Here is a 17,846-nt window from a genome sequence, read left to right as displayed (position 1 = left end):
TTGGGGCTTGCATCAACCGATGATGCGGGTGGCGGTGGCATCGAGCTTGGGCGGTGTCTCGAAGGTATGGAACGGCGCCGGCGAAGGCACTTCCCACTCCAGGCCCTCGGCGGCCTCCCAGGGCTTTTGCGGCGCCTTCTCGCCCTTGCCGCGCATGGCGGGCACGACGACGAAGAGGAAGAAATACACCTGCATCAGGCCGAAGCCCAGCGCGCCCAGCGAGGCCACCATGTTGAAGTCGGCGAACTGCATGGGATAGTCGGCATAGCGGCGCGGCATGCCGGCCAGGCCCAGGAAGTGCATGGGGAAGAAGGTGACGTTGAAGAAGATCAGCGAGCCCCAGAAGTGGATCTGGCCGCGCGTCTCCGAATACATCACGCCGGTCCACTTGGGGGCCCAGTAGTAGTAGGCCGCGAACATGGAGAACAGCGATCCCGCCACCAGCACGTAGTGGAAGTGGGCCACCACGTAGTAGGTGTCCTGCAGCTGGATGTCGATGGGTGCCATCGACAGGATCAGGCCCGTGAAGCCGCCCATGGTGAACACGAAGATGAAGCCCACAGAGAACAGCATGGGCGTCTCGAAGGTCATGGAGCCGCGCCACATGGTGGCCACCCAGTTGAAGATCTTCACGGCCGTGGGCACCGAGATCAGCATGGTGGCGTACATGAAGAACAGCTGGCCCGTGACGGGCATGCCCGTCGTGAACATGTGGTGCGCCCACACGATGAAGGACAGGATGGCGATGGACGAGGTCGCATACACCATGGACGCATAGCCGAACAGCTTCTTGCGGCTGAAGGCCGGCACGATCTGGCTGATGATGCCGAAGGCCGGCAGGATCATGATGTAGACCTCGGGGTGGCCGAAGAACCAGAAGATGTGCTGGTACATCACCGGGTCGCCGCCGCCTGCGGGGTTGAAGAAGCTGGTGCCGAAATGGCGGTCCGTCAGCGTCATGGTGATGGCGCCGGCCAGCACGGGCATGACGGCGATCAGCAGGTAGGCGGTGATCAGCCAGGTCCAGGCGAACATGGGCATCTTCATCAGCGTCATGCCGGGCGCGCGCATGTTCAGCACGGTGACGATGATGTTGATGGCGCCCATGATGGAGCTGGCGCCCATGATGTGCATGGCCAGAATGGATGTGTCCATGGACGGGCCCATCTGCAGCGTCAGCGGCGCATACAGCGTCCAGCCCGCGGCGGGGGCGCCGCCGGGCATGAAGAACGAGCCCACCAGCATCAGGCCGGCCGGGATCAGCAGCCAGAAGCTGAAGTTGTTCATGCGTGCGAAGGCCATGTCGGAGGCGCCGATCTGCAGCGGCAGCATCCAGTTCGCAAAGCCCACGAAGGCCGGCATGATGGCGCCGAACACCATGATCAGGCCGTGCATGGTGGTCAGCTGGTTGAACAGCTCGGGGTTGACGATCTGCAGCCCGGGCTGGAACAGCTCGGCGCGGATCAGCAGCGCCAGCACCCCGCCCACCATCAGCATGGTGAACGAGAACAGCAGGTACAGCGTGCCGATGTCCTTGTGGTTGGTGGCGAACATCCAGCGGCGCCAGCCCGTGGGCGTGGCGTGGTGGTGATGGTCGTCATGCCCGTGTCCATGCTCGTGCTCATGCGCATGTTCGTGGCCCTCGCCCGCAGGGCTGTGGATGGGGGGAAGTACGGCGCTCATGCTGTTATCTCCAATTGCTCATCTGTCTTGCGGGCTCACTGGCCGGGGAACTTGCCGGTGCGGGCGGCCACGAACTCGGCCGGCTGCACCAGCTGGCCGGTCTTGTTGGACCAGTGGTTCTTGGCAAAGGTGACCACGGCGGCCAGCTCGGTATCGCTCAACTGCTTCCAGGCGGGCATGGCGCCGTTGGCACGGCCTTCCAGCACCACATGCATCATCTCGGCCGTGGGACCCAGGACCACGGGGCTGCCGTCCAGCGCCTTGATGGGACCGGCGCCCTTGCCGTTGGCCTGGTGGCAGGCCGCGCAGTTGGCCGCATAGACCTTCTCGCCGCGAGCGATCAGGTCTTGCAGGGACCAGACCTTGCTGGGATCGTCCTTCTTGGCGGCGGCGATCTTCTTTTGCTCGTCCACCCAGGCCTTGTAGCCGTCGCTCGACAGCACCTTCACGTGGATGGGCATGTAGGCATGCTCCTTGCCGCACAGCTCGGCACACTGGCCGTAGTAGTCGCCGGTCTTTTCGGCACGGAACCAGGTGTCGCGCACAAAGCCCGGGATCGCATCCTGCTTGATGCCGAAGGACGGCACCATGAAGGAGTGGATCACGTCATTGGCCGTGGTGATGATGCGCACCTTGCGGTCCACGGGCACGACCAGCGGGTTGTCCACCTTGAGCAGGTAGTCGTTGGGTGCCTTGGAGACATCGCCGCTGTCGGACAGCGCGCGATGGCTGCTGTCCAGCGTGGAGATGAAGCTCAGGCCCTCGCCTTCGCCGTTGATGTAGTCGTAGCCCCATTTCCACTGGTAGCCCGTGGCCTTGATGGTGACATCGGCATTGGTGGTGTCCTTCTGCGCCACCAGCACCTTGGTGGCCGGCAGCGCCATGAGCACGACAATGATGAACGGCACGATGGTCCAGACCACCTCGACCGTGGCCGATTCGTGGAAGTTCGCCGCCTTGGCGCCGCGCGATTTGCGGTGCTTCCAGATCGAATAGAACATCACGGCGAACACGCCGATGAAGATCACCGTGCAGATGATCAGCATCATCCAGTGCAGGTAATGCTGCTCATGCGCGATGCGCGTGACCGCCGGATGAAGGTTGAGCTGATTGACGGCCGGGCCGCCTGGCAGATCTGTCGTCGCATGCGCAAGGGAGCCTCCCCCTGCCACACTCATCAAGCCCCAGAGAACCAGCTTGGTGGAAATGCTTTTCATAGTTTTCACTTACATCTAAGCCTCGGGTTATCCACTCGCTCCGCTGCGCCGGCGTGGGGGCCGCGCAGCCAGACCGTTCAACGCCTGCCCAAAGGGCAACTCCCGGCCTCAACTGTCCGAGCATGCATGAAAGCGCCGCAGATGTGCCTGCGCGCAATCACCAATAGCGTGCCAGCCGGCATCAACGGCAGCTCGGACGTGGGACCAGGATTCGGGCGTACGGCCATCCCCGCCTGCGCCTGCAGGCGCATGAATTCGGAGGACAGCAGCAAGGTGGACGGAAGAATGCGCGCACGCCGGCCATTCAGGGCATGTGTGCCATGGGGGCCGGGAGCGGATTGGAAAAGGGGGCGCATGCGGCCCGGCATGCGGCACAGAAGGGGGGACAGCAGGGACAGAAAGACCAGTGCCCGCTCCCAGAGGAACAGGCACTGCTGCAGCCGGTGATGATCAAACTCGTGGGCGGGCCGCTCCTGGATGGGTCGGCCCGTTCTCGTTCCCGTGGCAAAACGAAACACCAAATCGTCTCCCCTTTCGGCCTGCGGACCGCTGGTCTTTTCCCGGCCCGGGAAAGCGAGCCCAGGGAAAAGCTGTTGTCTCTGTCAGCTCGGGAAAAGTGTAGACGTTTTTGTTTTCGATCAATGACCGGAAAGCGACATTGGGGCTATCGCAAACCCGTGTTGCGCGGCTGGCGCAGCATGCTGCGCATGTCCTCCAGCGATACGGCGCTGCTGGACTCCAGGCGCACGCGCGGCTGCGGCTTGTAGGCGTGGCCGTAGACGATCTCGAAGGTCAGCGCCAGCTGCCCGTCGGGGCCGGCCAGGCGCTCGCGCAGGGCATCGTGCAGGCGCTGCTGCCAGCGGCGGCCGCGCAGGGCGGCAAAGCGCTGCGGATGGAAGTTGCGGCCCAGCTCGCGCAGCTCCTGCAGCAGCCGCTCGGGCGTGGCAAAGGTCAGCGTGATGTGCTCCATGTCCATCACCGGCTCGCTGAAGCCTGCGTGCACCAGCATGTCGCCCCAGTCATGCATGTCGGTGAAGGCCTGGCCGGCGGGCGGCCAGCCGAGCTGGGCGTAGATGGCGTGCAGCTCGCGCAGCGTATCGGGCCCCAGGCAGGAGAACATCACATAGCCGTCCACGGACAGCGCCTGGTGCCAGCGCGTGATCAGCGCCTGCGGGTCGGCCTGCTGGTGCAGGGCCATGTTGGCCCACAGCATGTCCACGCCGGCAGGCTCGGGCTCGCCGAAGCGCGTGGCGCCCCCGGTCCAGCGCGCGGGCTGCCACCAGCGCGCGCCCAGCTGCTCGCGGGCTGCGGCCTCATGCAGCGGCGAGGCTTCATAGACCAGGCATTCGGACTGCGCATAGCGCTGGCGCAGCAGCGCATGGGCCTGCAGGCCGCCGCGCACGGGCTGCCAGTGGCACCAGCGCTGGGGCGGCTTGACGATCCAGTCCAGCCGCTCCTGCATGCGGCGCGCCACCTCCTCATGCAGCCACGGCGAGGCCGCAGGCGCGGCCTGCTGCCAGCGCAATGCGGCGGCCGGATCGATGGTGGGGGGCAATTCGTGGGACATGGCTGGGCGGGGAATCCGGGCTCCTCGAAAGACAGGCGCCCGGCCCCGGAGCAAAGGGGTGGCGGACGCGGCGCGAGTATATTGACTCCATGCCCAACCTGCCTGCGTCATGGCTTTCGCACTGGCATGCCGGCCTGCCCAGCCAGTGCGCCGTCTGCCGCCGCTGGCCGGCGCAGCGCCTGTGCCAGGACTGCCGCTTGCGCTGGGCCAGGCCGCTGCCGCGCTGCGGGCTTTGTGCCATGCCGCTGCCAGCGGGGCACGGCGCCAGCGGCGGCCAGCAGGTCTGCGGCGCCTGCCTGGTCAAGCCCCCGCCACTGACGCACTGCCTTGCCGCGCTGGACTACGCCTATCCCTGGCACACGGTGATCGGCGACTTCAAATTCCGGGGAGACACCGGCCTGGCACGCAGCCTGGCCGCCCTGCTGCTGGAGCAGCACGGGGCCCGCGAGCAACTGGAGCAATGCGATCTGCTGCTGCCCATGCCCCTGTCTGCCCAGCGCCTGCGCGAACGCGGCTTTCACCAGGCCCTGGTGCTGGCCCGTGCGCTGTCCGGCCAATCCACCCGCGGCAAGCTGCGGCACCAAGCCGTGCAGCGCACCCACACGGCACAGGCCCAGCACGACCTGCCGCGCGCCCTGCGCCTGCGCCAGCTGCGCGGGGTCTTCGCGGTGCCGCCGGCGCAACTGCCCCACGTGCGCGGCCGCAAGGTCCTGCTGATCGACGATGTGATGACCACGGGCGCCAGCCTGCATGCGCTGGCCACCTGCCTGCGCCGCGCAGGCGCGGCCGAGGTCAGCGCCCTGGTGCTGGCGCGCACGCCCTGATCGTGGGGGTTCGGGGCCCGGGGGCATAGGCCGCCGCGAGACAATACGGGCCATGTTCCATATCGTTCTCGTCGCGCCGGAGATCCCGCCCAATACCGGCAATGTGATCCGTCTGGCCGCCAACACCGGCTGCAGCCTGCACCTGATCGAGCCGCTGGGCTTTTCCATGGAAGACCGCCTGATGCGCCGCGCCGGCCTCGACTACCACGAGTACGCGCCCGTGCGCCGCCATGCCGACTGGCAGGCCTTCCTGCAGGACTGCCAGCCGGACCGCCAGCGCATGTTCGCCATGACCACGCACAGCAGCAGCCCCGCCCACGCCATCGGTTTCCAGCCTGGCGACTGGCTGGTGTTCGGCTCCGAAAGCAAGGGCCTGCCCGCCGAGGTGCGCGAGCAGTTCCCGCCGCAGCAGCGCCTGCGCCTGCCCATGCTGCCGCAGCAGCGCAGCCTGAACCTGTCCAATGCCGTGGCCGTGACCGTGTTCGAAGCCTGGCGCCAGCAGCAATTCGTGGGCGCTGCCCTGGCCGAGGGAGCAGCCGGCGCGGCCTGAGCGATCGGCCGGACCGGGCGGAAAGTTCCCGGCCGATTGTTTCAACAGCTGAAAAAGCGCATTGCCAATCCAAGGGTTTTTCCCGATTCCAAGCCGTCCTACATTTGAGTCATGGGCTCTACGTTACCAAGCGATTTCCGCAAAGAACGCCCTGTCCCAGAAACAAAACAAAGGACTTGAATCATGAAGAACACCCGCCGTTTTGCCGTCCTGGCCGCCCTCTCCATCTCCGCCATCGCCGCCCAGGCTGCCGGCTTCGACTACGCCGACAACAGCAGCTACCCGCCCGAAGTGAAGACCCAAAGCACGCTGACACGTGCCCAGGTCATGGCCGACCTCAAGGCCGCCCAGGCCAATGGCACCATGCCCTCCGTCGCCGAAGGCTACCTGCCCATCCAGAACACTGCCACCGCCACCGTGAGCCGCGATGAAGTGCGCCGCGAAGCCGCCGCCGCCGAGCGTTCGGGCCAGCTGAACTTCGGCGCCTGAGCCTCAGCCCCCCGCAACCGCTGCCACCACGCAGCCAGCCCGCAGGTGCCCCTGCGGGCTTTTTTCATCGCCGGGCCGCCCCAAGATGAAAAGCGCCCCCTTGGGGGGCAGCGGACCTTGCGTAGCAAGGGTAGCGTGGGGGTCAGTTTTGATTCAGGCCTTGGCGCCGTAGTTGCGGGCCACGGACTCGGCCACGCAGGCGGGCTTGTCGGCGCCTTCGCGCTCCACGGTCACCAGCCAGGTCATCTGCAGGCCACCGGGCTCGATGGGCTCGGCGGCCTGCAGCGTCAGGCGCGCACGCAGGCGGCTGCCCACGGGCACGGGAGAGGTGAAGCGCACGCGGTTGAGGCCGTAGTTCACGCCCATTTGCGCGCCTTCGATGTGAAAGCAGTTCTGGAAAAACTGGGGGATCAGCGACAGCGTCAGAAAGCCGTGCGCAATCGGCGCGCCGAAGGGGCCCTTGGACGCGCGCTCGGGGTCCACATGGATCCATTGCTGGTCGCCCGTGGCGTCGGCGAACAGCTGCACCTGCTGCTGGGTGATGGTGATCCAGTCGCTGACGGCGACTTCCTGCCCCACGCAGGCACGCACTTCGGAATAGGAATGGAAGGTTTTCATGCCCCAAATGGTAGGGGCCGGTGCTGCGCGCTCCATGTCGGGCGCGCGACAGCTAGGGTCTGTTGACGTTAATTTGTGGATCGCGTTGCGCGGTTGCGGGGTTGTATGCAAGGCGCTCATGCGCAGCAAGGCCCATGCCTTGCGAGTGTGAGCAACGCGGCAGACGGCCCCGCAACCGCGCAACCCGAAGGGAAGCAGCATGCCAGCGCGCCACTCGGCGTTGCACTCCTTGTGCGTGTAGGCACACGCACGGCGTCGCGCGCCTTGATTGGCACGCTGGCAGGCTGCTTCGCGACCGCAAATTAACGTCAACAGACCCTTGGGTTAGCCCAGGGAGGGGCTCAGCGCGAGGCGCGCTGCACGAAGAACAGCCCCGTGCCCACGGCCATCAGCAGCGCGCCGAAGACCCGGTTCTGGCTGCGCACCGCACGCGCGCTGCGCATGAAGCCGCGCAGCGCGCTGGCGCTGGCCGCATAGCCGTGCATGACCATGGTGTCCACGGCCAGCATGGTGGCGGCCAGGATCAGCAACTGCAGCCACAGCGGGCGGCTGGTGGTCATGAACTGGGGCAGCACGGCCACCATGAAGATGATGCCCTTGGGATTGGTGGCGTTGGTCAGGAAGCCCGTGAGCACGCGGCGGCGCACGCTGAGCTCGGGCATGGATTCCTGCGTGGCCAGGGGTGCGGCACCCGAGCGCCATTGGCTGATGCCCAGGTAGATCAGATAGCATGCGCCGACGATCTTCACGGCGTTGAATGCCCATTCGGAGGCCAGCAGCAGCGAGCCCACGCCCGCACCGGCGATCAGCAAGATGGTCAGCAGCCCCAGCTGCAGCCCGAAGATGGTGGCGCTGCTCTTGCGCACGCCATACGACAGGCCATGGCTCATGGACAGCACGGCGCCCGAGCCCGGGGAGACCGCAATGATCCAGCAGGCCACAAAGTAAGCGATCCAAGTGTGCCAATCCATGCCAAACACCTTAAAAATACGGAGCAGGCCGGCATCTTAAAACTGTGCAGCCGATGTGGCGCACTGCCGCAGCAAAGCCGGATGGGGCGATGAAGCATTCGGTGGCATTTTTCATCGCCGGGCCGCCCCAAGATGAAAACGGCCCCCTCGGGGGGCGCCCGGCCAGGGGCAGCGGACCTTGCGCAGCAAGGGGAGCGTGGGGGGCATTTTTAACCCTGTCAGAAAGCTGACCCAGCTGTGAGAGTGACACAATCAATCACCCCAGGGTAAACACCAACTCCAAGATCCCAAGCTCCCATGGAACACAGCGCCCCCATCTGGCTGACCTACGGCTTTCTCTATCTCACCGCCGCCGTGCTGGCCGTGCCCATTGCGCGTGCCCTGGGCCTGGGCGCCATCATTGGCTACCTGGGTGCCGGCATTGCCATGGGCCCCTGGGGACTGTCGCTTGTCAGCAATGTGGATGACATTCTTCATTTCGCCGAGTTCGGCGTGGTGCTGATGCTCTTCGTGATCGGGCTGGAGCTGCAGCCCAGCCGCCTGTGGGAGCTGCGCCGGCCCATCCTGGGATGGGGGCTGGCGCAGATGCTGGCCTGCACGGGCGTGCTGTTCCTGGCGGCCTGGGCCTTCGGCTTTTCCTGGCGCGTGAGCCTGATCGCGGGCATGGGCCTGGCCCTGTCGTCCACGGCCATCTGCCTGCAGGTCATGGCCGAGCGCAACCTCATGCGCACGCCCAGCGGCCAGGCCAGCTTCTCCATCCTGCTGTTCCAGGACGTGGCCGCCATTCCCATCCTGGCGCTGATCCCCATCCTGGGCGCGGTCAAGGCCGCCAATGCCACGCACACAGACAGCCACCTGTGGCTGCAGGTGCTCAAGACCGTGGGCACCATCGCCGCCGTGGTGGTGGGCGGCCGCCTGCTGCTGCGCCCCCTACTGCGCTGGATCGCGCGCAGCCGCACGCCCGAGATCTTCACGGCCACCTCACTGCTGCTGGTGGTGGGCATTGCCATGCTGATGGTGCAGGTGGGCCTGTCCATGGCACTGGGCGCCTTCCTGGCCGGCGTGCTGCTGGCCGACAGCGAGTACCGCAGCGAGCTGGAGACCAACATCGAGCCCTTCAAGGGCCTGCTGCTGGGCCTGTTCTTCATGGCCGTGGGCATGAGCATCGACTTCGGCGTGCTGCTGCGCGCGCCCTGGGCCATGGCGGCCATGGTGCTTGGCTTTCTGGCGCTCAAGGGCGCCGTGCTCTACACCCTGGCCCGCGTGCTGAAGCTGCCCTGGCGTGAGCGCCCGGTGTTCACCCTGCTGCTGGCCCAGGGCGGCGAGTTCGCCTTCGTGGTGTTCCAGACGGCGGCGCAGTACAAGGTGTTCCACCACAGCATTTCGTCCATGCTGGTGGCCGCCGTGGCCCTGTCCATGCTGATCGGCCCGCTGGTGCTGGTGCTGATGGACAAGCTGCTGCTCAAGCGCTTTGCCGACATGAAGGATTGCCAGGTCGACGGCGCGGGCCAGACTGCCAGGCCCCATGAAATATCGGAGCCGCAGGACGCGCAAATCATCATTGCGGGCTTTGGCCGCTACGGCCAGATCGTGGCACGCGTGCTGCTGACCCAGGGCGTGCCGGCCACCATCCTCGACCACAGCGTGGAGATGCTGGAAGTGGCCCACACCTTCGGCTACCGCGTGTTCTTCGGCGATGCCACGCGCATGGACCTGCTGCGCATTGCCGGCGCGGACAAGGCGCGGGTGCTGGTCATCGCGGTGGACTCTTCCGAGCAATCGCTGAAGATCGCCGCCCGCGTGCGCAAGCGCTTTCCGCACCTGGAGATCGTGGCCCGCGCGCGCGACATGGCCCACTGGTACCAGTTGCGCGACCTGGGCGTGCACCATGTCGAGCGCGAAGTCTTCGAGTCCAGCCTGGTCTCGGCGCGCACCGTGCTGGAACTCGCTGGCCACAGCCCTGCCGAGGCCCAGCGCACCACCACGCGCTTTCGGGAGCACAACCTGGAGCTGATCGAGCGCATGTACCCCCACCACAAGGACCAGGCCCAGCTCATTGCCGTGGCCAAACAGGGCCGCCAGCAACTGGTCGAGCAGATGGCCAAGGAACGGCAGGAGGCCCAGGCGCAGCAGGAGAAGGACCAGGCGCCGCAGGAAGCCCCGCCGCCGCCTGGCCCCTGAAAACCGGGCCTCAGGCCGCGCCCAGCGCCCGCACCATGTGGTCCACGAACTGCGCCAGCTTGGGCAGCTGGCGGCGGTCCGGCAGATAGACCAGGTGCACCGGTCGCGGCAGTGGCACGCAGTCCTGCAGCACGGGCACCAGCCGGCCGGCGGCCATGTCGGCGGCCAGCAGCACCTCGGGCTGCAGGATCAGGCCCAGGCCGCGCAGCGCCGCATGGCGCAGTCCGTCGCCGCTGTTGCAGCGCAGGCGGGCGTCTTCGGGCCACTGCACCGAACCCGAGCCGTCGCCGCGCAGAATCCATTCCGAGCGGCGCTGCCAGACCGCGTAGCTCAGGCAGTCATGGCGCGCCAGATCGTCCACACCACGCGGATGACCGCGCCGCCGCAGGTACGAGGGCGCCGCCGCGATCACCATGCGATAGGGCTGCAGCGGCCGCGCCACCAAGCCTTCGCCGCCCACGGGGCCGATGCGCACGGCCACGTCGATGTTCTCGCCCACCAGATCGGCCATGCTGTCGCTCAGTTGCAGGTCCACGCGCACCAGCGGATTGGCCAGCTGGTAGTCGGCCACCAGCGGCGCGATCACATGGTTGCCCAGCGTGGTCGGCGCGCTGATGCGCAGCAGGCCCTGCGGGGCACTGCGGCTGCGCTCCACGGCAGACTCGGCCCAGCGCAACTGCTCGAAGACCTGGCGGCTGTCCTCGTAGAAGCTGCGCCCCACCTCGGTCAGGCTGTGGCGCCGCGTGGTGCGCTGCAGCAGGCGCGCGCCCAGGTGGGCTTCCAGTTGCTGCACATGCTTGCCCACCATCACGGCCGAGATGTCCAGGCGCCGCGCGGCCTGGGCAAAGCTGCCGTCCTCGACCACGGCCATGAAGACCTCCATATTGCGCAGCTTGTCCATGGATTGCTAACCAATGCTTAGTAGTACAAAAATATTTCGCTACTTTATGGCATGAGCGATTTGCAAAACACTGGAGGCCTGTTCACTCCTTCCGAAAGAAAACCGCATGAAGATCCTTCTCATCGGTGCCACCGGCACCATTGGCCGCGCTGTCCACGCCCTGCTGGCCCCGCGCCATGACATCGTCACCGTGGGCCGCAACAGCGGCGACCTGCGCGCCGACTTCACGCAGCCCGAGACGCTGCAGAAAATGTTCGAAGCCACCGGTCAGGTGGACGCCATCGTCAGCACGGCCGGCAAACTGCACTTCGGCCCGCTGTCCGAGATGACGGCCGAGCAGTTCAACTCCGGCCTGCAGGACAAGCTGCTGGGCCAGGTGCGGCTCGCCCTGCTGGGCCAGCGCTGGCTGCGCGACGGCGGCTCCATCACGCTGACCAGCGGCGTTGCCGCCACCGAGCCCATCCGCCACGGCGCCAATGCATCGACGGTGAATGCCGCCCTCCACGGATTCGTCACCGGCGCTGCGGTCGAACTGCAGCGCGGCCTGCGCATCAATGCCGTGAGCCCCACGCTGCTGACCGAATCGGCCCAGGCCTATGGCTCGGTCTTCCCCGGCTTCGAGACCGTGCCCGCCGCGCGCGTGGCCCTGGCCTACCAGCGCAGCGTGGAAGGCGCCCAGACCGGCAGGGTCTTCGAAGTGCTCTGACCTCCTCTTGCGGCGGGCCCTCGGCAAAGTCCTTGCGTGCCCGCCCAAAAGGGCTGCGTGCTACGCTGCGCGCCACCATGTTCAACCCCACCCAAGCCGATGTGCGGCGCTTTTTCTGCGGCGTGCGCACCAAGATGCTGAACGGCGCGCCGATGGAGGCCATAGAGACGCTGGCCAGCCTCTGGATTGCCGAGCATCCCGAGTATTTCGATGACCTCGCCGACGTGGACGCCGCCCTGCTGCGCGACTACGACGCCACGCCCGGCGTGACCAATCCTTTCCTGCACCTGTCCATGCACCTGTCCATCAGCGAGCAGTGCAGCATCGACCAGCCGCGCGGCATACGCCAGGCCGTGGAGCTGCTCAGCCGCCGCCTGGACTCGCTGCACGACGCCCACCACGCCACCATGGAATGCCTGGGGCAGATGCTCTGGGAAAGCCAGCGCTCGGGCCGCCCCCCGGATGGCGAGGCCTACATTGCCGCCGTGCAGCGCCGCGCCACCAGCGACGGCGCCAAGGCCACGGGCGGCGCATAGTTCCGGCCGTTCAGCGCCTCAAGACAAAGCCCGAAACAAAGCAAAAGCCCGCAATTGCGGGCTTTTGCTTTGGAGGAAAGGCGCGACCTACTGCGATTTCTGGCCGAGGCGGAAATGGGGCTGGGGCAGGGTCTGCAGCTCGCCATCGAGGCTGCCGATGTAGTTGGCCAGCGCCTTGAGCTCGCTGTTGGTGAACTGCTTGGCAATGCCGGCCATCACGCCGTTGCTGCGGCCGATGTGGGGGTTGCCTTCGGTCTTGTAGGACTTGAGGGCAGAGTACAGATAGTCCGCATACTGGCCCGCCACCTTCGGGTAGCTGGGGTCGATGGGCTTGGAAAAACCCTGGCCGTGGCAGGAGACGCAGGCCCCTTTTTGCAGCAGCGCGGCAACCTGGGTGCTGGGCTCACGGACCTTGGCGTCGGCGGCCTTGGCCCCGCCATGCTCGGCGTAGTAGGCGGCCACGTCGGCCATGTCCTGCTCGGTCAGCGGATCGGCGATGCCGCGCATGGTGGGGTGCTTGCGCTCGCCCTTCTGGTAGGCCTGCAGCGCGGCCACGATGTAGGGTGCGCCCTGTCCTGAAATCTTGGGGACCTTGTACACCTCGGGGAAGCTGGCCTGGTAGCCCTGGATGCCATGGCAGCCAATGCACATGGCGATCTTCCCCTCCCCTGCCTTTGCGTCACCTTTGCTTTGCTGGGCCTGTGCCACAGGGGTCACAGATGCGACAGTCAGCGCCAATACCGTGGTCAAAGTTTTTATCATTTTGCGCGCACAATCCTTCAAGAGTTCTGACGGATGCCTACTGCTGAGCGGGTAGCGCGAACGATTATGGCAGTCACCGTCAAGCGTCCCCATCAATACTTACGCTGATACCGCCCATGAAATTTCAAGGTTCCGAGAACTACGTCGCCACCCAGGATTTGATGCTCGCGGTGAATGCCGCAGCCACCTTGCAGCGCCCGCTGCTGGTCAAGGGAGAGCCCGGCACGGGCAAGACCATGCTGGCCGAGGAAGTGGCCGCGGCGCTGGACATGCCGCTGCTGCAGTGGCACATCAAGTCCACCACCAAGGCCCAGCAGGGCCTGTACGAATACGACGCCGTCAGCCGCCTGCGCGACTCGCAACTGTCCGACATCGACGGCGGCGAGCGCGTCAAGGACATCCACAACTACATCATCAAAGGCGTGCTGTGGCAGGCCTTCACGGCAGACCGGCCCGTGGCCCTGCTGATCGACGAGATCGACAAGGCCGACATCGAATTCCCGAACGATCTGCTGCGCGAGATCGACCGCATGGAGTTCTACTGCTATGAGACGCGCGAGATGATCCGCGCCAAGCACCGGCCGCTGGTGTTCATCACCTCCAACAACGAAAAAGAGCTGCCCGACGCCTTCCTGCGCCGCTGCTTCTTCCACTACATCAAGTTCCCCGACGCCGACACCATGCGCCAGATCGTGGCCGTGCACTTCCCCAAGCTGCAGGGCGAGCTGCTGACCGCCGCGATGAAGGTGTTCTACGACGTGCGCAACCTGCCCGGCCTCAAGAAGAAGCCCTCCACCAGCGAGCTGATCGACTGGCTCAAGCTGCTGGTGGCCGAGGACATTCCCGTGGAGTCTCTGCAGACCGCCGAGGGCAAGGTCGCCGTGCCGCCGCTGGTGGGCGCCCTGCTCAAGAACGAGCAGGATGTGAGCCTGTTCGAGAAGCTGGTCTTCATGAACCAGCGCAACCGCTGAGGCCTGCGCCCATGCCCCATCCCGAACACACCAACGACACGGGCGTGCCGGCCCTCACCGGCCAGGTGACGACCATTCCCGTGGCCGGCGCGGTGGCGCACCAGGGCTTTGTGCGACCCGTGGTCATGCGCTTCAACGGCGTGCGGCTGGAGCCCCTGGCCATCGCCCATGAAGCCGGGCTGCGCGAGGCCGTGCAGGACGGCCAGCTGTGGCGCATCCGCGTGACCTCGGCGCCCGAGCCCGGTGATGTGCGCGCCTATATCGAAGCCGCGCTGGAGCAGCGCAGCCAGGGCAAGCGCTTCGCCTTTGCCGTGCTGGACGACGACAGCGGCAAGGTGCTGGGCACCAGCAGCTACCACGACATCCTGCCCGAGGTGCGCCGCGTGGAGATTGGCTACACCTGGTACGCGCGCAGCGTGCAGCGCACCCATGTCAACACCTCGGCCAAGCTCATGCTCATGGGCCATGCGTTCGACACGCTGGCCTGCCATGTGGTGGGCTGGCGCACGGACTGCTTCAACTTCGCCAGCCAGCGCGCCATCGAGCGCCTGGGCGCCAAGAAGGACGGCGTGATCCGCGGCCACGCGCTGCGCCGCGACGGCACCATCCGCGACACCGTGATGTACAGCCTGCGCAGCGGCGAATGGCCCGAGTCGCGCGCCCAGCTGCTGGACCAGTTGCAGCGCCATTCGGACGGCAGCACCGCCGTGGCGCGCACATGAGGACGCGTACGCCGGGCCTTCGGGAGATGCCATGCTGATCGACTTCTTCTACACCATGCGCGCGGCCAAGCTGCCCGTCTCGGTCAAGGAGTTCCTGACCCTGCTGGAGGCACTGCAGGCCGGCGTGGTCGGCCCCAAGAGCGACGACGCCTGGAGCCTGGACGACTTCTACCACCTGGGCCGCACCGTGCTGGTCAAGGACGAGAAGCACTACGACAAGTACGACCGCGCCTTTGCCGCCTACTTCAAGGGCGTGGAGATGGTGGCCGACCTCACGCGCGAAATTCCCCAGGACTGGCTGAAGAAGCTGCTGGAACGCGAGCTCTCGCCCGAGGAAAAGGCCGCCATCGAGGCCATGGGCTGGGACGAGCTGATGGAGACGCTCAAGAAGCGGCTCGAAGAGCAAAAGGAGCGGCACGAAGGCGGCAACAAGTGGATAGGCACGGGCGGCACCAGTCCCTTCGGCCACGGCGGCTACAACACGGCCGGCGTGCGCATCGGCGGGCCGGGCCGCAACAAGAGCGCCGTCAAGGTCTGGGAGCAGCGCGCCTACCGCGACTACGACGACACGCAGGAACTGGGCACGCGCAACATCAAGGTGGCGCTGCGCCGGCTGCGCAAGTTCGCCCGCGAAGGCGGCGAACTGGAGCTGGACCTGCCCGACACCATCCGCAGCACGGCCGCCAACGCGGGCTACCTGGACATCAAGATGATCCCGGAGCGCCACAACAACGTGAAGGTGCTGCTGCTCATGGACGTGGGCGGCACCATGGACGAGCATGTGCAGCGCGTGGAAGAGCTGTTCTCGGCCGTCAAGAGCGAGTTCAAGCACCTGGAGTTCTACTACTTCCACAACTGCGTCTACGACTTCATGTGGAAGAACAACCGCCGCCGCTTCGCCGAGAAGTTTCCGACCTGGGACATCATCCGCAAGTACAACAAGGACTACAAGCTGATCTTCGTGGGCGACGCCACCATGAGCCCCTACGAGATCCTGCAGCCCGGCGGCAGCGTGGAGTACATGAACGAGGAGCCCGGCGCCGAATGGCTGCAGCGCCTGACGCATGCCTTCCCGCGCTTTGCCTGGATCAACCCCGAGCCGCCCGGCGTCTGGCAGTACCGCCAGAGCATCAGCATCATCCAGCAGCTCACGGGCAACCGCATGTACCCTTTGACACTCAAAGGTCTGGAAGACGCCATGCGCCTGCTGTCAAAATAGGCTGATGCCCAAGCTCCCCCCCGCAACAGCGCCGGCCCGAGGGCCGGCGTTTTTGTTTCTGTTGAGTGCAGCCCTGATGCTCGGTGGCTGCAGCCTCCTGCCGTCCAAGAATGATGACAAGGACACGGACCCGTCGCTGATTGCAGCGACCGGCGACCCGGCCTTCTCGCTCGTCGTCGATGCGCCCAAGGAAGTGCGCGAGCTGCTGGAAAAGCACCTCGAACTGCGCCGCTACCGCTACCAGAGCGATCTGCAGCGGCGCGAGCTCACGCGGCTGCTGGGCGCCACCGACGCCAACGTGCGCGACCTGATCGGCACGCTGGGCTACTTCAGCCCCACGGTCACGGTGGAGATCAAGGAAACGCCCGAATCCGAAGAGGCCCCGCTGCAGGTCACCGTCAAGGTGGACCCGGGCGAGCCCGCCACCATTGCGCGCAGCCAGGTGCGCTTTGCGGGCGTCAATGCCGATGATCCCGACGGCGCCTCCCAGCGCGCCACCATCGAAGAGGACTGGCCGCTGCAGCCCGGCCAGCGCTTCAGCCAGGCCAACTGGAGCCAGGCCAAGAGCCAGGGGCTGCGCACGCTGCAGTCGCGCCGCTACCCGCTGGCGCGCATCGACTCCAGCCTGGCCGACATCGACGCCGACACGCATGAGGCCGATGTCAGCGTGGCCTATGCGCCCGGCCCGGCCTACACCTTCGGCCCGCTGCGCATCGAAGGCGCCCAGCGCTACGACCCCGTGGGCACGGCCCGCATCGCACGCCTGCCCGAGGGCGAGGAATACGACCAGACCGCCCTGGTCGATGCCCAGCTGCGCCTGGCCAGCAGCGGCTACTACGACTCCGTCTTCCTCACGCTGGCCAACGTGCCCCAGCAGGGAGAAAGCGCCGCCGAGGATGAGGAGGCCCTCAAGCGCAAGGGCGCCCAGGTCACCACGCCCGTCATCGCCCAGGTGCGCGAGGCCCAGATGCAGAAATGGGTCTTCGGCGTGGGCATGAGCACCGACACCGGCCCGCGCCTGAGCGTGGACCACATCCACAACCGCCTGCCCTGGCTGGGCTGGCGCGCCGTCACGCGCATGCGTTTCGACCGCAAGAACCCGCTGATCTCCACGCAGTGGACCGCCCTGCCCGATGAAACCCTGTGGCGCTGGTTCACCACGGCCAAGGCCGAGCGCGCGCCCTCGGGCGACTTCGATGTCAACAGCCTGCAGCTGCGCGCCGGCCGTACCAAGTCCGAAGACCACATCGACCGCAACTACTACCTGCAGTACGACTACGCCAAGACCCAGGGCGAGGGCGCGCCGCCCTCCAGCTCATCGGTCACGGCCAACTACGGCTGGACCGGGCGCTACTTCGACAGCACGCTGGCGCCCTCCTCGGGCTTCGGCTTTGCCTGGGAAGTCGGCGCGGGCACCACGCTCACGCCCCAGCGCACACCGTTCGGCCGCGTCTCCGGCCGCTGGCTCAGCCTGATTCCCATCGGCGAGGTCGATCCCGAGACCAAGCGCCGCAGCCGCCTGGCGCTGCGCGCCTCGGGCGGTGCCTTGCTGGCCCGCAAGGATGCCGACCTGCCCGTCACGCAACTGTTCATCACGGGCGGCGACAACACCGTGCGCGGCTACGGCTACCAGAGCATCGGTGCGCGCACCGACAGCGGCAAGGTCATCGGCGGGCGCTACATGGCCGTGGGCAGCATCGAGTGGCAGCGGCCCATCGTCATCAAGGGCAACACGCAGGACTGGGAGCATGCCGTCTTCCTGGACGCCGGCACCGTGGGCGATGCGCCCGACTCCATGTACATGCGCGTGGGCGTGGGCACCGGCCTGCGCTGGCGCAGCCCCGTGGGCCCCGTGCAGGCCGACATCGCCTGGGGCGCCCAGGAAAAGCAGCTGCGCCTGCACCTGCGCCTGGGCTTCAACTTCTGACC

General features: G+C 66.5%; 17 protein-coding genes. 10 read left to right on the top strand and 7 right to left on the bottom strand.

Features of this window, described 5'->3' with window-relative positions:
• Positions 1-12 precede the first annotated feature (12 nt).
• The 3 genes from ctaD to LGR64_RS17345 form a co-directional block, all read right to left on the bottom strand.
• Positions 13-1,683: a cytochrome c oxidase subunit I gene (ctaD, locus tag LGR64_RS17355; RefSeq protein ID WP_012203603.1), complete on the bottom strand. Its 1,671-nt coding sequence runs from the start codon at positions 1,681-1,683 to the stop codon at positions 13-15.
• 35 nt (positions 1,684-1,718) lie between these two features.
• Entirely contained in the window at positions 1,719-2,900 is a 1,182-nt protein-coding gene (gene coxB / locus LGR64_RS17350) for a cytochrome c oxidase subunit II (protein ID WP_034390666.1), read from the bottom strand.
• A gap of 664 nt (positions 2,901-3,564) precedes the next feature.
• The gene (locus LGR64_RS17345) at positions 3,565-4,467 is read right to left on the bottom strand and encodes a class I SAM-dependent methyltransferase (protein WP_012203600.1); all 903 of its coding nucleotides are present in this window, start codon (positions 4,465-4,467) and stop codon (positions 3,565-3,567) included.
• A gap of 89 nt (positions 4,468-4,556) precedes the next feature.
• Here LGR64_RS17345 and LGR64_RS17340 point away from each other — a divergent pair, with 89 nt between their 5' ends.
• The 3 genes from LGR64_RS17340 to LGR64_RS17330 all read left to right on the top strand — a co-directional run bounded on the left by LGR64_RS17340 (position 4,557) and on the right by LGR64_RS17330 (position 6,330).
• A complete protein-coding gene (locus tag LGR64_RS17340) occupies positions 4,557-5,291 on the top strand; it encodes a ComF family protein (protein ID WP_141830070.1) in 735 nt (244 codons plus the stop codon).
• 52 nt (positions 5,292-5,343) lie between these two features.
• Positions 5,344-5,841 (top strand): tRNA (uridine(34)/cytosine(34)/5-carboxymethylaminomethyluridine(34)-2'-O)-methyltransferase TrmL, encoded by a 498-nt coding sequence (gene trmL / locus LGR64_RS17335; RefSeq protein ID WP_043824427.1) that lies wholly within the window; start codon positions 5,344-5,346, stop codon positions 5,839-5,841.
• A 183-nt stretch (positions 5,842-6,024) separates the two neighbouring features.
• A complete protein-coding gene (locus LGR64_RS17330; protein ID WP_013803990.1) occupies positions 6,025-6,330 on the top strand; it encodes a DUF4148 domain-containing protein in 306 nt (101 codons plus the stop codon).
• A gap of 153 nt (positions 6,331-6,483) precedes the next feature.
• Here the strand turns inward: LGR64_RS17330 and LGR64_RS17325 are convergent, their stop codons facing one another.
• Together LGR64_RS17325 and LGR64_RS17320 are read right to left on the bottom strand one after the other, a co-directional pair.
• Positions 6,484-6,948 (bottom strand): MaoC family dehydratase, encoded by a 465-nt coding sequence (locus LGR64_RS17325; protein ID WP_034390662.1) that lies wholly within the window; start codon positions 6,946-6,948, stop codon positions 6,484-6,486.
• Positions 6,949-7,289: 341 nt separating this feature from the next.
• The gene (locus LGR64_RS17320) at positions 7,290-7,919 is read right to left on the bottom strand and encodes a LysE family transporter (RefSeq protein ID WP_012203595.1); all 630 of its coding nucleotides are present in this window, start codon (positions 7,917-7,919) and stop codon (positions 7,290-7,292) included.
• A 297-nt stretch (positions 7,920-8,216) separates the two neighbouring features.
• Here LGR64_RS17320 and kefC point away from each other — a divergent pair, with 297 nt between their 5' ends.
• Positions 8,217-10,100, top strand: a complete 1,884-nt coding sequence (gene kefC / locus LGR64_RS17315; protein WP_141830073.1) for a glutathione-regulated potassium-efflux system protein KefC — start codon at positions 8,217-8,219, stop codon at positions 10,098-10,100.
• 10 nt (positions 10,101-10,110) lie between these two features.
• Here kefC and LGR64_RS17310 read toward each other — a convergent pair whose 3' ends face one another.
• Positions 10,111-11,001 (bottom strand): LysR family transcriptional regulator, encoded by an 891-nt coding sequence (locus LGR64_RS17310; RefSeq protein ID WP_012203593.1) that lies wholly within the window; start codon positions 10,999-11,001, stop codon positions 10,111-10,113.
• Positions 11,002-11,107: 106 nt separating this feature from the next.
• Between LGR64_RS17310 and LGR64_RS17305 the strand changes: the two genes are divergently transcribed.
• Positions 11,108-11,707 (top strand): short chain dehydrogenase, encoded by a 600-nt coding sequence (locus tag LGR64_RS17305; protein ID WP_141830075.1) that lies wholly within the window; start codon positions 11,108-11,110, stop codon positions 11,705-11,707.
• Positions 11,708-11,784: 77 nt separating this feature from the next.
• Positions 11,785-12,243: a DUF1841 family protein gene (locus LGR64_RS17300; protein ID WP_012203591.1), complete on the top strand. Its 459-nt coding sequence runs from the start codon at positions 11,785-11,787 to the stop codon at positions 12,241-12,243.
• Between the two features lie 87 nt (positions 12,244-12,330).
• On the opposite strand, the gene LGR64_RS17295 is transcribed toward LGR64_RS17300, so the two are convergent.
• Positions 12,331-13,005, bottom strand: coding sequence for a c-type cytochrome (locus LGR64_RS17295; protein WP_141830077.1), 675 nt, complete (start codon positions 13,003-13,005; stop codon positions 12,331-12,333).
• 116 nt (positions 13,006-13,121) lie between these two features.
• Between LGR64_RS17295 and LGR64_RS17290 the strand changes: the two genes are divergently transcribed.
• The 4 genes from LGR64_RS17290 to LGR64_RS17275 are packed head-to-tail and all read left to right on the top strand — an operon-like array spanning position 13,122 to position 17,844.
• Complete coding sequence (locus LGR64_RS17290; RefSeq protein WP_012203589.1) at positions 13,122-13,976, top strand: AAA family ATPase; 855 nt, start codon at positions 13,122-13,124, stop codon at positions 13,974-13,976.
• Between the two features lie 11 nt (positions 13,977-13,987).
• Positions 13,988-14,698: a GNAT family N-acetyltransferase gene (locus LGR64_RS17285; protein ID WP_141830079.1), complete on the top strand. Its 711-nt coding sequence runs from the start codon at positions 13,988-13,990 to the stop codon at positions 14,696-14,698.
• 31 nt (positions 14,699-14,729) lie between these two features.
• Entirely contained in the window at positions 14,730-15,917 is a 1,188-nt protein-coding gene (locus tag LGR64_RS17280) for a vWA domain-containing protein (RefSeq protein WP_141830082.1), read from the top strand.
• A gap of 4 nt (positions 15,918-15,921) precedes the next feature.
• Positions 15,922-17,844, top strand: coding sequence for an autotransporter assembly complex protein TamA (locus LGR64_RS17275; protein ID WP_170962082.1), 1,923 nt, complete (start codon positions 15,922-15,924; stop codon positions 17,842-17,844).
• The last annotated feature ends 2 nt before the right edge of the window (positions 17,845-17,846 follow it).

Origin of the sequence: Delftia sp. Lp-1, from assembly GCF_020523835.1 — a bacterium.
Taxonomy (GTDB): domain Bacteria; phylum Pseudomonadota; class Gammaproteobacteria; order Burkholderiales; family Burkholderiaceae_C; genus Comamonas; species Comamonas acidovorans.
This window is presented reverse-complemented; position numbering and strand designations above follow the sequence as displayed.